Below are 17204 nucleotides of genomic sequence, written 5' to 3'. Positions count from 1 at the left end.
ATGGCGCAAAGGGTTGATTCATGAAATTCGTAGACGAAGCCACCATCATTGTGGAAGCCGGCAAGGGCGGTCACGGCTGCCTAAGCTTCCGGCGTGAAAAATACGTTCCCAAGGGTGGCCCCGACGGCGGCGACGGGGGTGATGGTGGTTCCGTGTATCTGGAGGCCGAGGAGTCGCTCAACACGCTGATCGACTACCGGTTCCAGCGCAAGCACAAAGCCCAGAATGGTGAGCCGGGTTCCGGCCGCAACTGTACCGGTAATAAAGGCGAAGATCTGGTTCTGCCGGTTCCGGTCGGTACTACAGTTGTTGATATGGATACCCATGAGGTCCTGGGGGATCTGACCCACGCGGGTCAGCGCCTGAAGGTGGCCCAGGCCGGTTTTCATGGTCTTGGTAACACCCGTTTCAAATCTTCCGTGAATCGTGCGCCTCGCCAAACGACCAAGGGCTCGGAAGGCGAGCTGCGTAATCTCAGGCTAGAGCTGAAAGTGCTGGCGGACGTGGGGCTGCTGGGTATGCCCAATGCCGGCAAGTCTACCTTTATCCGTTCGGTGTCGGCGGCTCGCCCGAAGGTTGCGGACTATCCGTTTACCACGCTGGTGCCCAATCTTGGTGTGGTCAGTGTACAGGCGCACCAGAGTTTCGTGATTGCCGATATTCCAGGTCTGATTGAAGGTGCTGCCGAAGGTGCAGGGCTCGGTATCCGCTTCCTGAAACACCTTGTTCGTACTCGCCTTCTGCTGCACTTGGTTGATGTGGCGCCGTACGATGGCTCCTCGCCCGCCGATGCGGTGAGAGCAATTGAGCACGAGCTGGAGAAATTCAGTGAAACCCTGGCCAATCGCCCAAGATGGCTCGTCCTGAACAAGGTCGACATGGTCGCCGAGGAAGATCGCGATGCTCATTGTCAGGCCATTGTCGATGAACTCGGATGGGAAGGGCCGGTTTTCTGGATCTCTGCGCTCAGTGGCGAGGGTACCAAGTCCCTGGCTCAGGCCGTTATGCGCTGGATCGAAGAGCAAGCTGAGGAAGAGGCCCAGAATCCGGAATTTGCGGAGCGGGAGGCCCAGCGTCGCCGGCAGATGGACGACGAGGCTCGTGCCCGTATTGAAGCCGAGCGCCAGGCCCGCCGCGCGGCCCGTGAAGAGGACGATGACGACGACTTTGACGATGATGATTACGACGTCGAAGTGGTCTACGCCCCGGAGTAAACGGCGGACTGACAACAGAGGGGGCGCTCAAGCACCATGACTGAACGCGTACAGCTGCGCCAGGCACGTCGCCTGGTTATCAAGATCGGAAGCGCTTTGTTGACCAACGACGGCCGTGGCCTGGATGTGGCTGCTCTTGGCTTGTGGGTTGACCAGATTGCGGAATTGATCGAAGACGGCGTGGAAGTCGTTGTTGTCTCCTCCGGTTCCGTCGCGGAAGGGATGAGTCGTCTGGGCTGGACGGTTCGCCCAGAACAGCTTCATGAGCTACAAGCGGCTGCGGCTGTCGGCCAGATGGGGTTGGTTCAGACCTGGGAAGCCCAGTTTAAGCGGCATGACATCCATACCGCCCAGATTCTGTTGACCCATGATGACCTTTCCGACCGCAAGCGCTATCTGAACGGCCGGGGAACCCTCAGGGCCCTGCTGAATCTGGGTGTGGTGCCCATCGTGAACGAAAACGACACCGTGGTTACCGACGAGATCCGGTTTGGCGATAACGACACCCTGGGCGCTCTGGTTGCCAATCTGATTGAGGCGGACGGCCTGATTATCCTCACTGACCAGTTGGGCCTTTTTGACAAGGATCCCAGGAAGCATTCGGATGCCTGTCTGGTGACCGAGCGCAGGGCCGGCGATCGCGAACTGGATGCCATGGCGGGTGGCGGCGCCGGTGTTCTCGGGCGCGGCGGCATGCAGACAAAGTTGCGTGCTGCGCGGCTTGCTGCCCGGTCCGGGGCTTTCACCGTCATCGTTGGTGGTCGCATTGAGGGCGTGATTGGTCGCCTGCGGCAGGGTGATGTAATCGGTACTCTGTTATTGCCGGAGCAGGGCCGGATTGCTGCCCGAAAGCAATGGCTCGCCAGCCACCTGCAGACCCGTGGCAGGCTGACTCTGGATGATGGTGCGGTGAAAGTGCTGTGCCTTGGTGGCCGCAGTCTTCTGCCGGTGGGTGTTAAAGGTGTGTCGGGGCAGTTTCGCCGTGGCGAGATGGTGTCCTGCTTCGACCAGAGTGGTCGTGAAATCGCCCGGGGACTGGTTAATTACGACGCCGACGAAGCCAGGGCTATTGCCGGCCGGTCCAGTGACCGGATTACCGAGATCCTTGGCTATATGTCAGGCGAGGAGATGATCCACCGGGACAATCTGGTGATTGTGTGATAATCGCTCGTCCATAAAAAAACCGGCCAGATGGCCGGTTTTTTTTGCCTGAATCGAGCTAATTAGGCGCTCTTCAGGGCCTTGATCTTGGCGCTCAGGCGGCTCTTGCTACGAGCAACCTTGTTCTTCGCGAAGATGCCTTTGTTGACCATGCTGTCCAGAATCGGCTGAGCCTGCTGGAAAGCGGCCTGGGCCTCTTCGTAGTTGCCAGCTTCGATCTTGGCTTGGATCTTTTTCACATAAGTACGAGCCATGGAACGCAGGCTTGCATTGTGCTTGCGGTTCTTCTCGTTCTGACGTGCGCGCTTCTTGGCTTGCGGGGAATTTGCCACCGTAAAACTCCTGAAAATCTCAAATTCGTTGCTGAATGATTCGTTACATCGCGGGCGCGCCAAAACCAGCGCGTCGAAATAAATGACGCGGAACTATGCCGCTCAAACCTTCAAATGTCAAGGCCAAAACCCATTTCATGCCCCGACACAGAAGGCCTGTGGTAAACTTGCGGCTCACTGAACGCGGGCTTGACCGGGAAGCAGGTAATTCCCGAAATACGAGCGCCAAAAGGATATCCAGAATGCCAAGCAAGGGCCTGCATGTCGTCGGAACCTGAATCAACGCCTGAAAAGAAGCAATTGCCGAAGCCGCCAGGACTGCTCAGATCGTCGGGGCTTGTCGGTATCATGACCATGCTGTCCCGGGTGCTGGGTCTGGTTCGGGATATGGTCATCGCCCGTTATTTCGGTGCCGGTGCCGGGGCCGATGCTTTTTTTGTCGCTTTCAAGATTCCGAATTTCCTCCGCCGCTTATTTGCGGAAGGCGCCTTCTCCCAGGCTTTTGTGCCTGTCCTGTCATCCTATCGGGAGAATCAGTCGCTCTCGGACGTTCAGCGGCTGGTCAATGCGGTGGCTGGCTCCCTCGGCTTGGTGCTATTGGGCGTCACGCTGGTGGCCATTCTCGGGGCGCCGGTGCTGACGGCGGTCTTTGCCCCTGGTTTCCTGGATGATGAGGTGAAATTTGCGCTGACCAGCGACATGTTGCGCATCACCTTTCCGTACCTGTTGCTGATATCCCTGACGGCCTTCGCCGGCGGCATCCTCAACAGTTACGATCGCTTTGCGGTACCCGCGTTTACCCCGGTTCTTCTCAATCTGGCGATGATTGCGGCAGCCATCTGGTTGACGCCGCTGATGGATGAGCCGGTGATGGCTCTGGCCTGGGGTGTTTTCATTGCCGGGGCACTGCAGTTGTTTTTCCAGTTGCCGTTTCTGATGCGATTGGGCCTGCTGCCACGGCCTCGTGTGGATTATCGCCACGAAGGTGTCAGCCGGATTCTCAAGCTGATGGCGCCTGCGCTGTTCGGGGTATCCGTCAGCCAGATCAATCTGCTGTTGGATACGGTTCTGGCGTCCTTTCTCCAGACCGGCAGCGTTTCCTGGTTGTATTACTCCGATCGGCTCTCGGAATTGCCCCTCGGCGTATTCGGGATAGCCATTGCGACGGTTATTCTGCCGAGCCTTTCCCGTAAACACGCAGCGGCGTCAGCGGACCAGTTCGCCGCCACCCTGGATTGGGCGGTTCGGGCGGTCCTGTTGATTGGTCTTCCGGCTGCCCTGGCGCTTGCGCTGTTGGCCGAGCCGCTGATTGCCACCCTGTTCCACTATGGCGCCGTTACCGACCGGGATGTGGCCATGTCGGCCCAGAGCTTGCGAGCCTATTCCGCAGGGTTGCTGGCGTTCATGCTCATCAAGGTTCTGGCGCCGGGGTTTTTCGCAAGAGAAGACACCAAAACCCCGGTCAAGATCGGCATCATTGCCATGGTGGCAAACATGGTGTTCAACCTGATTCTCATTTTCCCGCTGGCCCACGCCGGCCTCGCGCTGGCCACCTCAATATCGGCCTGGTTGAATGGCTACCTTCTTTGGCGCGGACTGCGTAAGGAAGGGGCCTGGCAGAGCCAGCCCGGCTGGCCCCGTTTTCTGCTACAGCTGCTGTTTGCCAACGGTGCCCTGGTGGGCGTCATTGTCTGGCTCAACGCCCCGGTGTCGGTGTGGCTGGCAAACGGAGGCTATCAGCGTGCAGCGGACATGGCGATGCTGGTAGGGGCGGGCGTCGCCGTATACTTCGTTGCACTGGCGCTGGCCGGGGTTCGGGTAAGACATTTCCGCCACAGGTAAGGTATAATCGCGCGTTTTCTCACCAGCGTTGCGGTAAAAGTGAGCGCTGAAAGCTAGCTGGCAATTGAAGGTTCGCATTGCATGCGTCTGATCCGGGGCCTGACCAACCTGAAAATGCTTTCCCGTCGGGAGGACTCACCGCTCGCCAACGGGTGTGTCGCTACCATCGGTAACTTCGACGGTGTGCACCTTGGGCACAAAACCATTATTGATCAGGTCAAAAGCAAGGCCAAGGCTCTGGGCGTGCCCTCGGTGGTGATGATTTTCGAGCCCCAACCCCGGGAGTTTTTTCAGGGCAGGGAGGCGCCGCCGAGGCTGATGGGGTTTCGTCAGAAGTTCGAGGCCCTGCTGGCGGAAGGCATCGATATTGTGCTGTGCCTGCGCTTCAACCAGGCGTTCCGTAGTTATTCGGCCATGGGCTTTATCGACGATGTTCTGATCCATGGATTGGCCGTTCATCACCTGGTGGTCGGCGATGATTTCCGTTTTGGCTGTGATCGGGCGGGCGATTTCGCGCTTCTCGAGAAAGTTGGATACGACGCCGGATTTTCCGTCGAGAATACCCTGACAGTAACCGTCGACGGCGAGCGAGTAAGCAGCACACGTGTCAGGGATTTACTCACGGTGAATGGGCTCGAGAAAGCCGAATCGCTGCTGGGCCACCCCTATCGAATCCGGGGGAGGGTCGTGTATGGCCGCCAACTGGGGCGCCAGATTGGTGCGCCAACCGCGAATATTTTGTTACATCGGACACCCGCCCTGCGCGGTGTCTATGTGGTTGCCGCCACCCTGGACAATGGCGCCCGATTCGATGGTGTTGCCAATATTGGTGTACGTCCGACCGTTGACGGCAAGCGGCCCTCACTGGAAGTGCACCTGTTTGACTTTGCTGGCACACTTTATGGCCAGCACCTCGAGGTTGTGTTCCGGCATGGCCTGCGGGACGAGGAAAAATTCGGTTCTGTGGATGAGCTGAAAGATCAGATTGCCCGGGATTTTGACCAGGCCCGAGTGTGGATTGCCGAAAACGGCTCTGTGAAAAGCGCGGATTGAAACGCCCGGCTGCGCCCCAACGAATAAATGACTGACTCAAACTGACCAAGACCAAAAGAGTACGCACACAAACCATGAGCGACTACAAGCACACCCTGAATCTGCCGGAAACCGCCTTCCCCATGCGCGGCAACCTGGCCAAGCGCGAGCCGGAAATGCTCAAGCGCTGGCAGGATCTCGACGTCTACGGCAACCTGCGCAAGCAGCGTGAAGGGCGGGAGAAGTTCATCCTTCATGATGGCCCTCCTTACGCCAACGGCAGCATTCACATTGGTCACGCGGTCAACAAGATTCTCAAGGACATGATCGTCAAGTCCCGCAGCTTTATGGGCTACGACGCGCCTTACGTGCCGGGCTGGGACTGTCATGGTCTGCCGATCGAGCACAAGGTGGAGCAGGAGATTGGCAAGGCCGGTGTGAAGGTGGATTACAAGACCTTCCGTCAGGCCTGTCGCGATTATGCAACCAAGCAGATTGCCGGTCAGAAGGCTGATTTCATCCGCCTGGGCGTCATGGGTGAGTGGGACAAGCCCTACCTGACCATGGATCCCAAGGTTGAGGCGGGTATTGTTCGCGCACTCGGCAAGATTGTCGCCAAGGGCCACCTCGTGCGTGGTTACAAGCCGGTTTACTGGAGTGTGGTGGGTCAGTCCGCACTGGCAGAGGCCGAGGTTGAATACCAGGACAAGACCTCGACCCAGATCGATGTGCGCTTTACCGCGGTTGACCAGGCAAAAGCCCTGTCACTGTTCGGCACCGATAATGGCAATGGCGATGTGTCCGTGGTTATCTGGACCACCACGCCCTGGACCATTCCGGCTAACCAGGCCGTTTCCCTTAATGCCGATCTGGACTATGCATTGGTACAGACCGATGTCGGGCACGGCCCGGAGCGGATGATCCTGGCTGCCGACATGGTCGATGGCATCATGGCCCGCTGGCAGGTTGAGAGCTACGAAGTGCTGGCAACCTGTGCTGGCGCGGCTCTTGAGAATCTGGTTCTCCAGCACCCGATCTACGACAAGCAGGTGCCGGTAATCCTGGGCGACCACGTGTCTACCGATGCCGGTACCGGCGCTGTTCATACCGCGCCCGATCACGGCATGGAAGACTTTGAAGTGGGCAAGGCCTACAACATCGGCACCATCAACCTGGTTCAGGCTGACGGCACTTACACCTCGGCCGCCGGTGAACTGGCAGGTGTGCATGTTTACAAGGCGGATGAGCCGGTGTGCAGCGCGCTCGAGCGCGAGGGCAAGCTGGTTCGTTCCGAGAAGTTTCGGCACAGCTATCCCCACTGCTGGCGTACCAAGACCCCGCTGATCTACCGGGCCACCCCCCAGTGGTTTATCAGCATGGACAAGGAAAACCTGCGCGCCGACGCGCTGGAAGCTATCCAGGGTGTGCGCTGGGTGCCTGCCTGGGGTAAGAATCGTATCGAGGCCATGTTCAACCAGTCTCCGGACTGGTGTATCTCACGTCAGCGGACCTGGGGCGTACCCATTACCCTGTTTATCCATAAAGAGACGCAGGAGCTGCATCCGGACACCCAAAACCTGATAGAGAAGGTGGCTCAGCAGATTGAGGAGGGCGGTATCGACGCCTGGTACGAGCTGGATGCGGCTTCCCTGCTGGGCAGTGATGCCGAGCAGTACGAAAAGGTTACCGATACCCTGGATGTCTGGTTTGATTCCGGCGTGACCCACGAATCGGTCCTGCGGGTTCGCGAGGAGCTGGGCCAGTTCCCGGCGGATATGTATCTGGAAGGTTCCGACCAGCATCGGGGCTGGTTCCAGTCGTCACTGAAAACGTCCATCGCGATGAACGGTGTAGCACCTTACAGGCAGGTACTGACCCACGGCTTTACGGTCGATGGCAAGGGCCACAAGATGTCCAAATCCCTGGGTAACGTCATCGCACCCCAGGAGGTCATGAACGAGCTGGGGGCGGACATCCTGCGCCTGTGGGTTGCTGCAACCGACTACAGCGGGGAAATGACCGTCTCCAAGGATATCCTGCGCCAGACGGCCGATGGTTACCGCCGGATCCGGAACACCTCCCGCTTCCTGCTGAGCAACCTGACCGGCTTTGATCCGGAGCAGCACATGGTGGCTCCGGAGGACATGATCGCCCTGGATCGCTGGATGGTAGACCGTGCCTTGCAATTGCAGGAAGAGCTGCATGAGGATTATGGCAACTACGCTTTCCTGCGGATCTACCAGAAGGTGTACAACTTCTGTGAAGCCACCCTGGGCGGCTTCTATCTGGACATCATCAAGGATCGCCAGTACACCACCCAGGCCGACAGTCTGGCGCGGCGTTCCTGCCAGACAGCTCTGTATCATGTGGCCGAAGCACTGGTTCGCTGGATTGCCCCGATTCTCAGCTTCACCGCTGATGAGATCTGGCAGCATCTGCCGGGTAAGCGCAGCGATACGGTATTCTATGAAACCTGGTACGAGGGCCTCACGCCACTGCCGGAAAACGCTGAGCTAGGCCGCGACTACTGGCGCGAGATGTACAGCGTGAAAGAGGCCGTCAACAAGTGCCTGGAGGAAGCCAGGGCTCGGGGTGAAATCAAAGGTTCGCTCAGTGCCGAGGTGACTCTGTTCTGCGAAGGCGACCTGGCTGCCGATCTGAAGCACCTGGGTGAGGAGCTGCGGTTTGTTCTGATTACCTCCGAGGCCAGTGTCAAACCGGTTTCAGAGGCGGGCGATGCGGAAATGACATCCCATGAAGGTCTCCGCGTGAAGGTGACACCCGCCGCTCACACCAAGTGCGAGCGCTGCTGGCACCATCGGGAAGATGTCGGCCGTAATGCCAAGTACGACGATCTCTGTGGTCGCTGTGTGACCAACGTGGAAGGGCCCGGCGAAGCCCGCGCCTACGCCTGATGGACGCGACCATGACGGAGCAGGTCACCGGAAGCAAACTGAAGTGGCTTTGGCTGGCGGTACTGGTGATCGCTCTGGATCTCGGCACCAAGGCCATGGCCACGGCTATGCTGACCTATGGCGACCCTGTGCCGGTTATACCCATGTTCAACCTGACGCTGCTCCACAACACCGGCGCAGCGTTCAGCTTCCTGGCTGAAGCCGCTGGCTGGCAACGCTGGTTCTTTGTAACCCTGGCGCTGGTGGTCAGCGTGGTACTGATCTACTGGCTGAAAAACCTTCATCGCCATGAAACCTGGACCGCCGTTGCCATCGTACTCATACTCGGCGGCGCCCTTGGCAACGTCTACGATCGGGTGGTGCACGGCTACGTGGTCGATTTCCTGCACTTTTACTGGCAGGACTGGCACTTTCCCGCCTTCAACCTGGCCGACACCGCGATCACCATCGGTGCTGCCATGATGATACTTGATATGTTCCGCAAACCCGCCGATTCGGACGGGGACGCGCAAAGGAGTGAGTAACTCTTATGAATGAACTGCCTGTCGACAAGGGTACCCGGGTAAAGCTGCATTTTGCCCTGAAGTTCCCGGATGGCGAAGTGATTGACTCGACTTTTGAGAAAGAGCCGGCATCCCTGGAAATCGGCGATGACAACCTGCCGGAGAATTTCGAGGCCTACCTGATGGGTATGAAAGCTGGTGACAAAGACAGCTTCCAGGTTCCTCCCGAGAAAGCCTTTGGCCAGCACAACCCGAATAACGTACAGACGTTCAAGCGCCATGAGTTCAGCCCTGACATGGTGCTGGAACCCGGCGTAATGATTTCCTTTGCCGACGCGCGCCAGAGCGAGTTGCCCGGTGTTGTCAGCCGTGTAGAAGGTGACGAAGTTGAGGTGGATTTCAATCACCCCCTGGCAGGGCGTACACTGACGTTTGAAGTAGAAATCATCGACGTGGAACCGGCAGGCCCGGCCCACTAACCAGAATAGCAGGTTGATATGCAGATCCGACTCGCCAATCCCCGAGGTTTTTGTGCCGGCGTGGACCGCGCCATCGAAATTGTAAACCGGGCGCTGGACGTGTTCGGCGCGCCCATCTACGTAAGGCACGAGGTGGTCCACAATAAATTCGTGGTGGATAACCTGCGCAACCGTGGCGCCATCTTCGTGGATGAGCTGGACGAAGTGCCAGACGACAAGCTTGTTATCTTCAGCGCCCACGGCGTCTCCCAGGCAGTGCAGAATGAAGCAGCCCGCCGCGGCCTGAAAGTCTTCGACGCGACTTGCCCGCTGGTTACCAAAGTCCACCTCGAAGTCATGCGCTACAGTCGCGATGGCAGGGAATGCGTGCTGATAGGCCACCACGGCCACCCGGAAGTGGAAGGCACCATGGGGCAGTACGACCATAGCAATGGTGGTGAAATCTACCTCGTCGAAAACGAGGAGGACGTGGCTAACCTGGAGGTTAAAGACCCCGGTAAGCTCTCCTACGTTACCCAGACCACCCTGTCCATGGACGATACCGCCCGCGTCATCGACGCCCTCCGTGCAAAGTTTCCGGAGATTCAGGGCCCGCGCAAAGACGATATCTGCTACGCCACCCAGAACCGTCAGGACGCCGTTAAGCAGTTGGCCGGCGACTGCGACCTGATGCTGGTGGTTGGCTCGCCGAACAGCTCCAACTCAAACCGCCTGCGCGAGCTCGCCGAGAGAATGGGCACGCCGGCCTATCTGATTGATGAGGCCTCACAGATCGATCCCGCCTGGCTGAAAGGAAAGACTTCGGTTGGGGTTACTGCTGGCGCCTCAGCTCCGGAGGTTCTGGTAAACGATGTGATTACTCGCTTGCGAGAGCTCGGTGGAAGCGTCCCGGAGGAGATTGCCGGGCGCGAGGAGAATATTGTGTTTTCTATGCCGCGGGAGTTGCGGATTGAGGTTACAGAAATAGATTAGAGCCACTTGCTGTTCTTCCGGGCCTCATCCCCCGCGGTCCAACTGTTCACGTGACTGGGTTCGCGCTGAAGTCAGTCATCCCCCCCGAGTTAAGCGTCCCTGGAGCCGTGTGATTCTCGTCACATTATTCTAGAGGGGGCGCCGTTTATCGCTGGAAAGAAACCATCTGTCAGATGCCTGTAGAGACAGGATGTATCCCTCGCTATTCTCTTCATAGGTCAAAGTGGAAGGAAACTATGACGACAAAACGAAAAAACGCCGGGTTTACGCTGGTCGAGTTGATGGTAGTGATCGCTTTGATTGCGATAACAGCAGCCGTTGCTGTCCCTGGATTTCGCGGATTGATTGAAGCGAATCGCCAAACATCTGCGGCAAACAGTGTCATCGGTATTCTCAACTTTGCGCGCTCCGAGGCTGTGCGCAGGGGCGAGCCGGTTCAGGTCTTACCCGTGGGCGGAGCCTACAATAATGGCTTGCGAGTTGTCTTGGCTTCCGATGTCAATACGGTCATCCGCAGGATCGAACCAATGCCAGGGAGCGTGACCTTGTCGCGAACGGGAGGGGTCGACCCCACTTTTAGCGGTAACGGTATGAAGCAGAACGGGGCTTCAACAGTGTATCGGGTGTGCCCAGGGAACGGAGAGGCTGGTGTTGCCGTGGTTGTAAACGCCGGCGGACAAACGTCCCGTGATCAGGTTGCCCCGGCATGTTCTTAAGTCAGTTTCGAGAGGGAAGGTCGATGAGTGATTTTAATCGGCACAGAAGAGCTTCTTCCGGCTTTACGATGATCGAAGTGCTGATTGCACTAATCATTATGGCGATAGGGTTGCTTGGCGTTGCCGGGCTGCAGACGGTATCGATGCAGCAGACCGCAGCGGCCGACAGCCGCTCTGTTGCCATTATGCACACCCAGACGATGGCGGAATACATTCGATCCATTCGGGGTATTCCCGCCGCTGGTGAAGTGGAGGACTGGGTGTCTCAGTTGAAGAACGACTTGGGACCAGGAAGTACTGGGACGGTGGAAGCAAATGGCGGCAATGCCGCTGTGATTTCAGTGCAGTGGGTAGAGAGAATGAACCGACTGGATCCTGGTTCAGGATCGGCAGAAGGTGGTCAGTCAGTTGAGAAAGAAGAAGTCACTGGGTCCTTCAGCCTAAACGTGAGGTACAGAGAATGAGGTTTCAGCGACAGGCAGGTCTGTCGATCGTCGAGCTGATGGTCGCACTTGTGTTGGCAACCCTGTTGACAGTAGGTCTGTTCCAGATCTTTAACTCCAATAACCTTTCGTTTCGGATTACGGAAGCGACGGCACGCACTCAGGAATACGGGCGCATCGCTACGGAGATTCTTGGGCGTGAGATACGAGGTGCTGGATACTTTGGCTGCAACATCGAGAACGTCGTTAATAACCTTGATGACACTGATGAAGCATTCGATGCCGATGCTCACGAGTTCGACATCGACGCACCGATCTCGTCCAGAAATGCTGAACGGCCAGCTGGAGCCGTTGCAGGCACTCACTTCATTCGTTTCTCCGGTATGGAAAATAACGGCAATGAAATCTCGACTCTCGGTCCTGAAACGTCCGCCTCGCTTGAGGTAAATGAGCGTGGAGGTTTGCAGGTAAATGATATCATTGCAATTTCTGACTGCACCGGTACCGATATTTTCCAGATTTCGAATATCCAGCAAGGTGGTGGCGGTGGTGCTGAAATTACCGTTGTCTCAAACAGCGGAGAGGATGATCCGGGCAATAACTTTTTGGACAACGGCTGCACGAACTGTCTCTCTAATTCCTATGGTGCGGGTGCACAGATTCTGCGCCCTTATAATCGAACGCTGTATGTTGGGACCAGTAATGTAACCGGTGAGAGAGCGCTCATGAGACTTGTGCCGAATCAGGCACCAGTGGAGCTGGTTGAGGGAGTGTTCGATATGCGGGTCAGAATGGGTACTTCCAATACAGCGAACAACCCGGTGAATAACTGGACCGAGTCAACGGGTGCCGTTAACTGGAACAATGTGCGGGCTGTTGAAGTGAGCTTGCTTGTCCGTGGCGGCGACAACAACCTTTTCGATGGGGCCCAATCGCTCTGTTTCCCGCGCTGGGCGGACTGTGCTGGAGGCCCTAATTTCCAGGCACCTGATAACCGGCTGTACCGGGCTTATACCTTCACCATGAACGTTCGAAATGCGTCACGCTAGAGAGGTGGTGATGAACATATCAATCAGAACCCAGAGCGGCGTTGTATTAATGATGTCGCTGGTTATTTTGCTGATCATGTCGATACTCGGCGCCTCTTCGATGCAGGGGTCGATCATGCAGGAACGGATGTCCACAGCGTCAAGAGAAAGCGCTCTCGCATTGGAGGCCGCCGAGGCCGGTTTGCGGGAGGCAGAGGCCATTCTGGGTAATCTCAAAAATATGGACAACTTTGGCAATGCAGATGGAACCGGTAACAAGAATGGTTGGTATCACATTGGTTACGCGCCCCCGGTTTTCGATGATGGAACCTGGGATAACGAGGGGGGCGAAGTGCTCAGCGCTAACGCCGTCGATGGAATTACGCCGATGTACTTTATTGAATACCGCGGACTGGTGAGTCTCAACGTTGGCGGTGCTGAGGGATCTGTCCGCAACTTGAACTACCAAGGGCGGGGGGACGCCGCTGGCGGATCCAGTTCCCTGTCCGCAGATGCGGAAACAGTGAGGGTTGTCGTTATGGCCAATGGCCCCTCAGGACAAAGTCGAAAAATGATCGAAAGCTTCTATTTCTTCGATCCGGATCAGGTTGCCGCGGGAGGTAACGAAGGATGAATTCGATGACCAAAACCAAATTGGCCCATCTGGCTGCAGGTATGCTGCTCAGCGTCCCGGCGTCCGGCTATGCCGAAGTGAATTTCGCTCAGCAACCTCTTTTTTCGGGCGGCTCAGTGGAAGCGAATATGCTCTTTATTCTGGACGACTCCGGCTCCATGAGGTGGGGGTTCATGCCAGATGAATTGGTGAATCCCGGAGTCACCGGTGGCGGCAGCCAGCTTCCCAACTGTAGCAGTTACATAGTCTATGACAGCGAGGATTTTTGCGGTCTTGATACGAGCGGCAACGAAGAGTTGGTCTCTCCGGCGACAAACACTATCTACTACAATCCCAACACGAACTATGCGCCTCCAGTTCGGAGTGATGGGACCTCATTCGCGAATGCCGATTTCTTCAATGCACCAATGGACGGCTACTCCAGTGGCAGCTCTACTGTAAACCTGTCTAACGAATATACGGCCATTATGGATGACTACTTCTATAGTGGTTGGCTGAACTATTATGGAAACTGGTATCAGATTGGTGGGTTCACCGTCAGCCCTGCCGCCAATAAAGGTCAGGCCTTCGTCTACATGCCCGATGGTTCTTGCGGCAGCAATGTGACGTCCTCCTGTCTGGATCGAAAAGCGATTCCCAATAGCGAGTTTCCAGGGGATGCTGACTCACAGCGTCAGAACTTTGCCAACTGGTTTTCTTACTACCGCACAAGGATGATGCTTGCCAAAGCCGGCACGGGGTCGGCATTTGCGGCAGCATTTGAAGAAGAGGGAGTCTCTCAGGATCTTCGATTAGGTTGGGGGGAAATCAACCGTGGTCGAAACACGGTAGATGGAGCCTCAGTTCGTGCGGTTCGCTCTGGCGTGCGGCCCTATGTAGATGTGAAAGATCAGTTTTTCACGTGGCTCTATGAACGTAATGCCTCCGGGTCGACTCCGTTGCAGCGCGCCTTGGAAGGGGCGGGGCAATATTATGAAAACAGTCTCAGAGCCTGGGTGGATGATCCTTCGCGCTCCCCAGACGCTGTGACCAATCCCGCTCGAGAATGCCGTCCTAGCTATGCTTTGCTGATGACCGATGGTTATTACAATACTGGCAGCAGTTACGATCCGGACTTGACAGTAAAAGCCGACGACACCAATGGGCCGAACATCACAACCGGTTTGAACGCGCCATACCAGTATCTCCCGTCAGCGCCATATTCTGATGGTTACAACGGTCGAGTTTCCCTTGCCGACATTGCAATGCATTACTGGAAGCGGGATCTCCGAACCGATATTGATAACTATGTTCCTGTTTCGGAAGACACCGACACTGAAGACCTCCAGAAGCCTGGTGACCCGGCCTTTTGGCAACATATGGTGACGTTTGGGGTTGGTTTGGGCGTAACTGGCTCCGTGGACCCCACAACTGCGTTTAAGAGTGCACTGACCGGAACTCAGGTTGACTGGTGGGGCGGAAGCACCAACGAAGATAAGATCAATGATCTCCTGCATGCTACGGTAAACAGCCGGGGAGGTTTCTACAGTGCCTCCAGCGCGGAGGACTATCAAAGCGCCATCAAGAGCATTCTTGATGATACTAGTGCTCGTGCTGGTTCGGCGACGGGCCTGGATTTCAGTATAACCTCCTTCAAGGAAGGCTCGCTGTTGTTTTCCGCAGCGTTTGATCCTAATGGTTGGACTGGTGACGTCAAAGCTGTCGAGCTTCAGGCGTCTGAAGAGGGCGAGCCGCAGATCCCTGGTGAAGGCGCTTCTGGCTGGTCTGCGAGAGAAAAACTGAAGAACCGCGATCTGACAGAAAACGACCGGAACATCATTACGTTTGACGGTACTAGAGGGCGACCTTTCCGCTGGAGCGAATTGACCGCCGACCAGAAAGCTGACTTGGCGACCGGCAACGCCGCGTTGGCCGAGGACCGTCTGGCCTACCTGCGCGGTGACCGCTCGTTCGAAGCAGATCTGACTAACTTCCGCAAACGTGGCAGTCGCCTCGGTTCTATCGTGAACTCGACACCGCGGTTTGTTGCCGCTCCGGATTCTGAGTGGCCCAACAGTTCGGCCTTTGGCGACGGCAAATATTCGGTGTTCCGGAAATCTAACGAGGATAGGACGCCGGTTGTTTATGCCGGCTCCAACGACGGGATGTTGCATGCCTTCAAGGGCACCAATGATGAAGACGGCGGGGAGGAGCTCCTGGCATACGTTCCTGACTTCATGTACTCCACAGAAGTCGCTGAAGGTCTTCACTACCTGACACAGCCGAGCTATGAGCATCGATACTATGTGGACCTCGAAACTAGAGTGACTGACATGTATATCCAGGGTAGAAATTCTGCGGGCGGTCTATCTGATGCAGGATGGAAGACCGTTTTGATTGGTGGTGGCAGAGGGGGTGCACCGGGTATCTTTGCTCTGGACATTACCGACCCGGACTCATTCTCAGAGTCAAATGCGCAGTCAACCGTCCTTTGGGAATTCACCCATGAGAAACTCGGCAATCTGGTTCAGCCGCCAGTCGTTTCCCTGGCTGACTGGGGCGGCGGTGACTATCGATGGACTGCCTTTGTGCCTAGCGGCTACAACACAGGGTCAACTGGCTTCTTCATGCTGGACATGGAAGGCGGGCTGGATGGCTCCTGGGATACTGGCGACTTCGAGTATATAGAGTTTGAAAATGGAGACGGACTGTCGGCTCTCACGGTTATCGACAATACCAGTGACTACATTGCGGACCGGGTATACGCTGGTGACCTCGACGGAAACATGTGGGTTGCTGTTGGAGGAAATGGCGGTTGGGATTCTGCATATAAGTCAGGAAGTGCGGCGCGTCCATATGTCACAGTCAACAAGCCGATTACCGGCGCCCCGACTGTTGGTCCGTCTACCTCATCAGGCAAAGACCCGAACTTGATGATTTTGTTCGGAACGGGTAAGTACCTGGAGAGAAGTGATAACAGCTCCATTTCAGAGCAATCATTTTATGGTGTACTTGAAACCGCAGACACCAAGACCACCGTTACCGAGGCGAACCTAGTAGAGCGCGATCTGGTTGTGGGAACCGGCCAAATTGATGGCGTAAGCCAGACTATTCGCTACGCGGAAGGTGATCCTGTTGATTACGAAAGCAAGTCAGGTTGGTATGCAGATCTGCCAGTCAGTGGCGAACGCATTGTGACTAACGGTGTCATTCGTGGCGATTACGTGTATGTGAGTACCCTGATCCCCAGTGTTGATCCGTGTAAAGGCGGCGGCGATGGCTGGATTATGGCATTCGACATTCAAGAAGGCCTTGTAGGGCTGGATGATGGCGAAAGCATCGGTGCGTTCGAAGACTCAACCTATAACGCAATGGGCTATAAAGTCGAAGGGGTGCCCTCGCAACTGAAGGTTTGGGACGAATACCTTGCCTACGATTGCGCTGGGTGCGGCGCGCAGTTGGACGCACTGCCCCCATTTGGTTTGGCGCTCGGCCGGAAAGGTTGGCGAGAACTTACTCAGTAAAAACCAGTTCGGGATAATAATATGATGATAAGGAAACGGGCAGCAGGGTTTACGCTAATTGAGCTGATGATCGTTGTGGCAATCATCGGCATCATCGCAGCGATTGCCTATCCTTCGTACCAGGAGAATGTCCGTCAGACCCGGCGGACCAATGCTCAAGCAGATCTCCTGGAGTTGGCGCAATGGATGGAGCGCCAGTATTCTCAGGACTACTCATATCTTGAGGGAGGGAATCAGCCCGCGCTTCCCTTCACGATCTCCCCAAGGACGGGGACTACCTTCTACAACATCAGCTTCAACGGTAATGTAACTCAGAACGCCTTTGCTTTGCAGGCGCAACCGACCGGCCCCCAAACCGGGGACCGTTGCGGAACGCTGACGCTGGATAACAGCGGTGCTCGTGGAGGTGCGGAAGCGGACTGTTGGTAAT

General features: G+C 56.5%; 15 protein-coding genes. 14 read left to right on the top strand and 1 reads right to left on the bottom strand.

The annotated features are described in order from the left end of the window. Positions 1-20 precede the first annotated feature (20 nt). Positions 21-1214, top strand: coding sequence for an Obg family GTPase CgtA (cgtA, locus tag J3362_RS18880; protein WP_349521770.1), 1194 nt, complete (start codon positions 21-23; stop codon positions 1212-1214). Between the two features lie 36 nt (positions 1215-1250). Next, positions 1251-2375 (top strand): glutamate 5-kinase, encoded by a 1125-nt coding sequence (gene proB, locus J3362_RS18875; protein WP_349521769.1) that lies wholly within the window; start codon positions 1251-1253, stop codon positions 2373-2375. A 62-nt stretch (positions 2376-2437) separates the two neighbouring features. Here the strand turns inward: proB and rpsT are convergent, their stop codons facing one another. Beyond that, positions 2438-2707: a 30S ribosomal protein S20 gene (gene rpsT, locus J3362_RS18870; RefSeq protein ID WP_088558081.1), complete on the bottom strand. Its 270-nt coding sequence runs from the start codon at positions 2705-2707 to the stop codon at positions 2438-2440. A gap of 261 nt (positions 2708-2968) precedes the next feature. On the opposite strand from rpsT, the gene murJ reads away from it, so the two are divergent. The 12 genes from murJ to J3362_RS18810 all read left to right on the top strand — a co-directional run bounded on the left by murJ (position 2969) and on the right by J3362_RS18810 (position 17203). Beyond that, positions 2969-4549, top strand: coding sequence for a murein biosynthesis integral membrane protein MurJ (murJ, locus tag J3362_RS18865; protein WP_349521768.1), 1581 nt, complete (start codon positions 2969-2971; stop codon positions 4547-4549). 81 nt (positions 4550-4630) lie between these two features. Next, positions 4631-5602 (top strand): bifunctional riboflavin kinase/FAD synthetase, encoded by a 972-nt coding sequence (gene ribF, locus J3362_RS18860; RefSeq protein ID WP_349521767.1) that lies wholly within the window; start codon positions 4631-4633, stop codon positions 5600-5602. Positions 5603-5676: 74 nt separating this feature from the next. After that, the gene (gene ileS, locus J3362_RS18855) at positions 5677-8496 is read left to right on the top strand and encodes an isoleucine--tRNA ligase (protein WP_349521766.1); all 2820 of its coding nucleotides are present in this window, start codon (positions 5677-5679) and stop codon (positions 8494-8496) included. Continuing rightward, the gene (gene lspA / locus J3362_RS18850; RefSeq protein ID WP_349521765.1) at positions 8496-9020 is read left to right on the top strand and encodes a signal peptidase II; all 525 of its coding nucleotides are present in this window, start codon (positions 8496-8498) and stop codon (positions 9018-9020) included. Before ileS ends, lspA begins: the two co-directional genes overlap by 1 nt. Before the next feature lie 5 nt (positions 9021-9025). Next, a complete protein-coding gene (fkpB, locus tag J3362_RS18845; protein ID WP_053114507.1) occupies positions 9026-9478 on the top strand; it encodes an FKBP-type peptidyl-prolyl cis-trans isomerase in 453 nt (150 codons plus the stop codon). An 18-nt stretch (positions 9479-9496) separates the two neighbouring features. Then, positions 9497-10450: a 4-hydroxy-3-methylbut-2-enyl diphosphate reductase gene (gene ispH / locus J3362_RS18840; RefSeq protein WP_349521764.1), complete on the top strand. Its 954-nt coding sequence runs from the start codon at positions 9497-9499 to the stop codon at positions 10448-10450. 236 nt (positions 10451-10686) lie between these two features. Beyond that, positions 10687-11166 carry a GspH/FimT family pseudopilin gene (locus tag J3362_RS18835; RefSeq protein ID WP_349521763.1) on the top strand — a complete coding sequence of 160 codons (480 nt, stop codon included), beginning with the start codon at positions 10687-10689 and terminating at the stop codon, positions 11164-11166. Positions 11167-11189: 23 nt separating this feature from the next. Next, on the top strand, positions 11190-11630 hold the full coding sequence (gene pilV / locus J3362_RS18830) for a type IV pilus modification protein PilV (protein ID WP_349521762.1): 441 nt from the start codon (positions 11190-11192) through the stop codon (positions 11628-11630). Beyond that, complete coding sequence (locus J3362_RS18825) at positions 11627-12658, top strand: PilW family protein (RefSeq protein ID WP_349521761.1); 1032 nt, start codon at positions 11627-11629, stop codon at positions 12656-12658. Before pilV ends, J3362_RS18825 begins: the two co-directional genes overlap by 4 nt. A 10-nt stretch (positions 12659-12668) precedes the next feature. Then, positions 12669-13271, top strand: a complete 603-nt coding sequence (locus J3362_RS18820) for a pilus assembly PilX family protein (protein ID WP_349521760.1) — start codon at positions 12669-12671, stop codon at positions 13269-13271. Further along, a complete protein-coding gene (locus J3362_RS18815; RefSeq protein ID WP_349521759.1) occupies positions 13268-16774 on the top strand; it encodes a pilus assembly protein in 3507 nt (1168 codons plus the stop codon). Before J3362_RS18820 ends, J3362_RS18815 begins: the two co-directional genes overlap by 4 nt. Before the next feature lie 21 nt (positions 16775-16795). Beyond that, a complete protein-coding gene (locus J3362_RS18810) occupies positions 16796-17203 on the top strand; it encodes a type IV pilin protein (protein ID WP_349521758.1) in 408 nt (135 codons plus the stop codon). Position 17204: the final 1 nt, after the last annotated feature.

It is taken from the genome of Marinobacter sp. NFXS11, from assembly GCF_040148675.1.
GTDB lineage: Bacteria > Pseudomonadota > Gammaproteobacteria > Pseudomonadales > Oleiphilaceae > Marinobacter.
The sequence above is the reverse complement of the archived record's forward strand: the minus strand, read 5'-3'. Positions and strand labels throughout refer to the sequence as shown.

Excerpts from the sequence above, each read along its gene's own strand:
- cgtA (WP_349521770.1), top strand. The coding sequence starts at position 21 with ATGAAATTCGTAGACGAAGCCACCATCATTGTGGAAGCCGGCAAGGGC.
- proB (WP_349521769.1), top strand. The coding sequence starts at position 1,251 with ATGACTGAACGCGTACAGCTGCGCCAGGCACGTCGCCTGGTTATCAAG.
- murJ (WP_349521768.1), top strand. The coding sequence starts at position 2,969 with ATGTCGTCGGAACCTGAATCAACGCCTGAAAAGAAGCAATTGCCGAAG.
- ribF (WP_349521767.1), top strand. The coding sequence starts at position 4,631 with ATGCGTCTGATCCGGGGCCTGACCAACCTGAAAATGCTTTCCCGTCGG.
- ileS (WP_349521766.1), top strand. The coding sequence starts at position 5,677 with ATGAGCGACTACAAGCACACCCTGAATCTGCCGGAAACCGCCTTCCCC.
- lspA (WP_349521765.1), top strand. The coding sequence starts at position 8,496 with ATGGACGCGACCATGACGGAGCAGGTCACCGGAAGCAAACTGAAGTGG.
- fkpB (WP_053114507.1), top strand. The coding sequence starts at position 9,026 with ATGAATGAACTGCCTGTCGACAAGGGTACCCGGGTAAAGCTGCATTTT.
- ispH (WP_349521764.1), top strand. The coding sequence starts at position 9,497 with ATGCAGATCCGACTCGCCAATCCCCGAGGTTTTTGTGCCGGCGTGGAC.
- J3362_RS18835 (WP_349521763.1), top strand. The coding sequence starts at position 10,687 with ATGACGACAAAACGAAAAAACGCCGGGTTTACGCTGGTCGAGTTGATG.
- pilV (WP_349521762.1), top strand. The coding sequence starts at position 11,190 with ATGAGTGATTTTAATCGGCACAGAAGAGCTTCTTCCGGCTTTACGATG.
- J3362_RS18825 (WP_349521761.1), top strand. The coding sequence starts at position 11,627 with ATGAGGTTTCAGCGACAGGCAGGTCTGTCGATCGTCGAGCTGATGGTC.
- J3362_RS18820 (WP_349521760.1), top strand. The coding sequence starts at position 12,669 with ATGAACATATCAATCAGAACCCAGAGCGGCGTTGTATTAATGATGTCG.
- J3362_RS18815 (WP_349521759.1), top strand. The coding sequence starts at position 13,268 with ATGAATTCGATGACCAAAACCAAATTGGCCCATCTGGCTGCAGGTATG.
- J3362_RS18810 (WP_349521758.1), top strand. The coding sequence starts at position 16,796 with ATGATGATAAGGAAACGGGCAGCAGGGTTTACGCTAATTGAGCTGATG.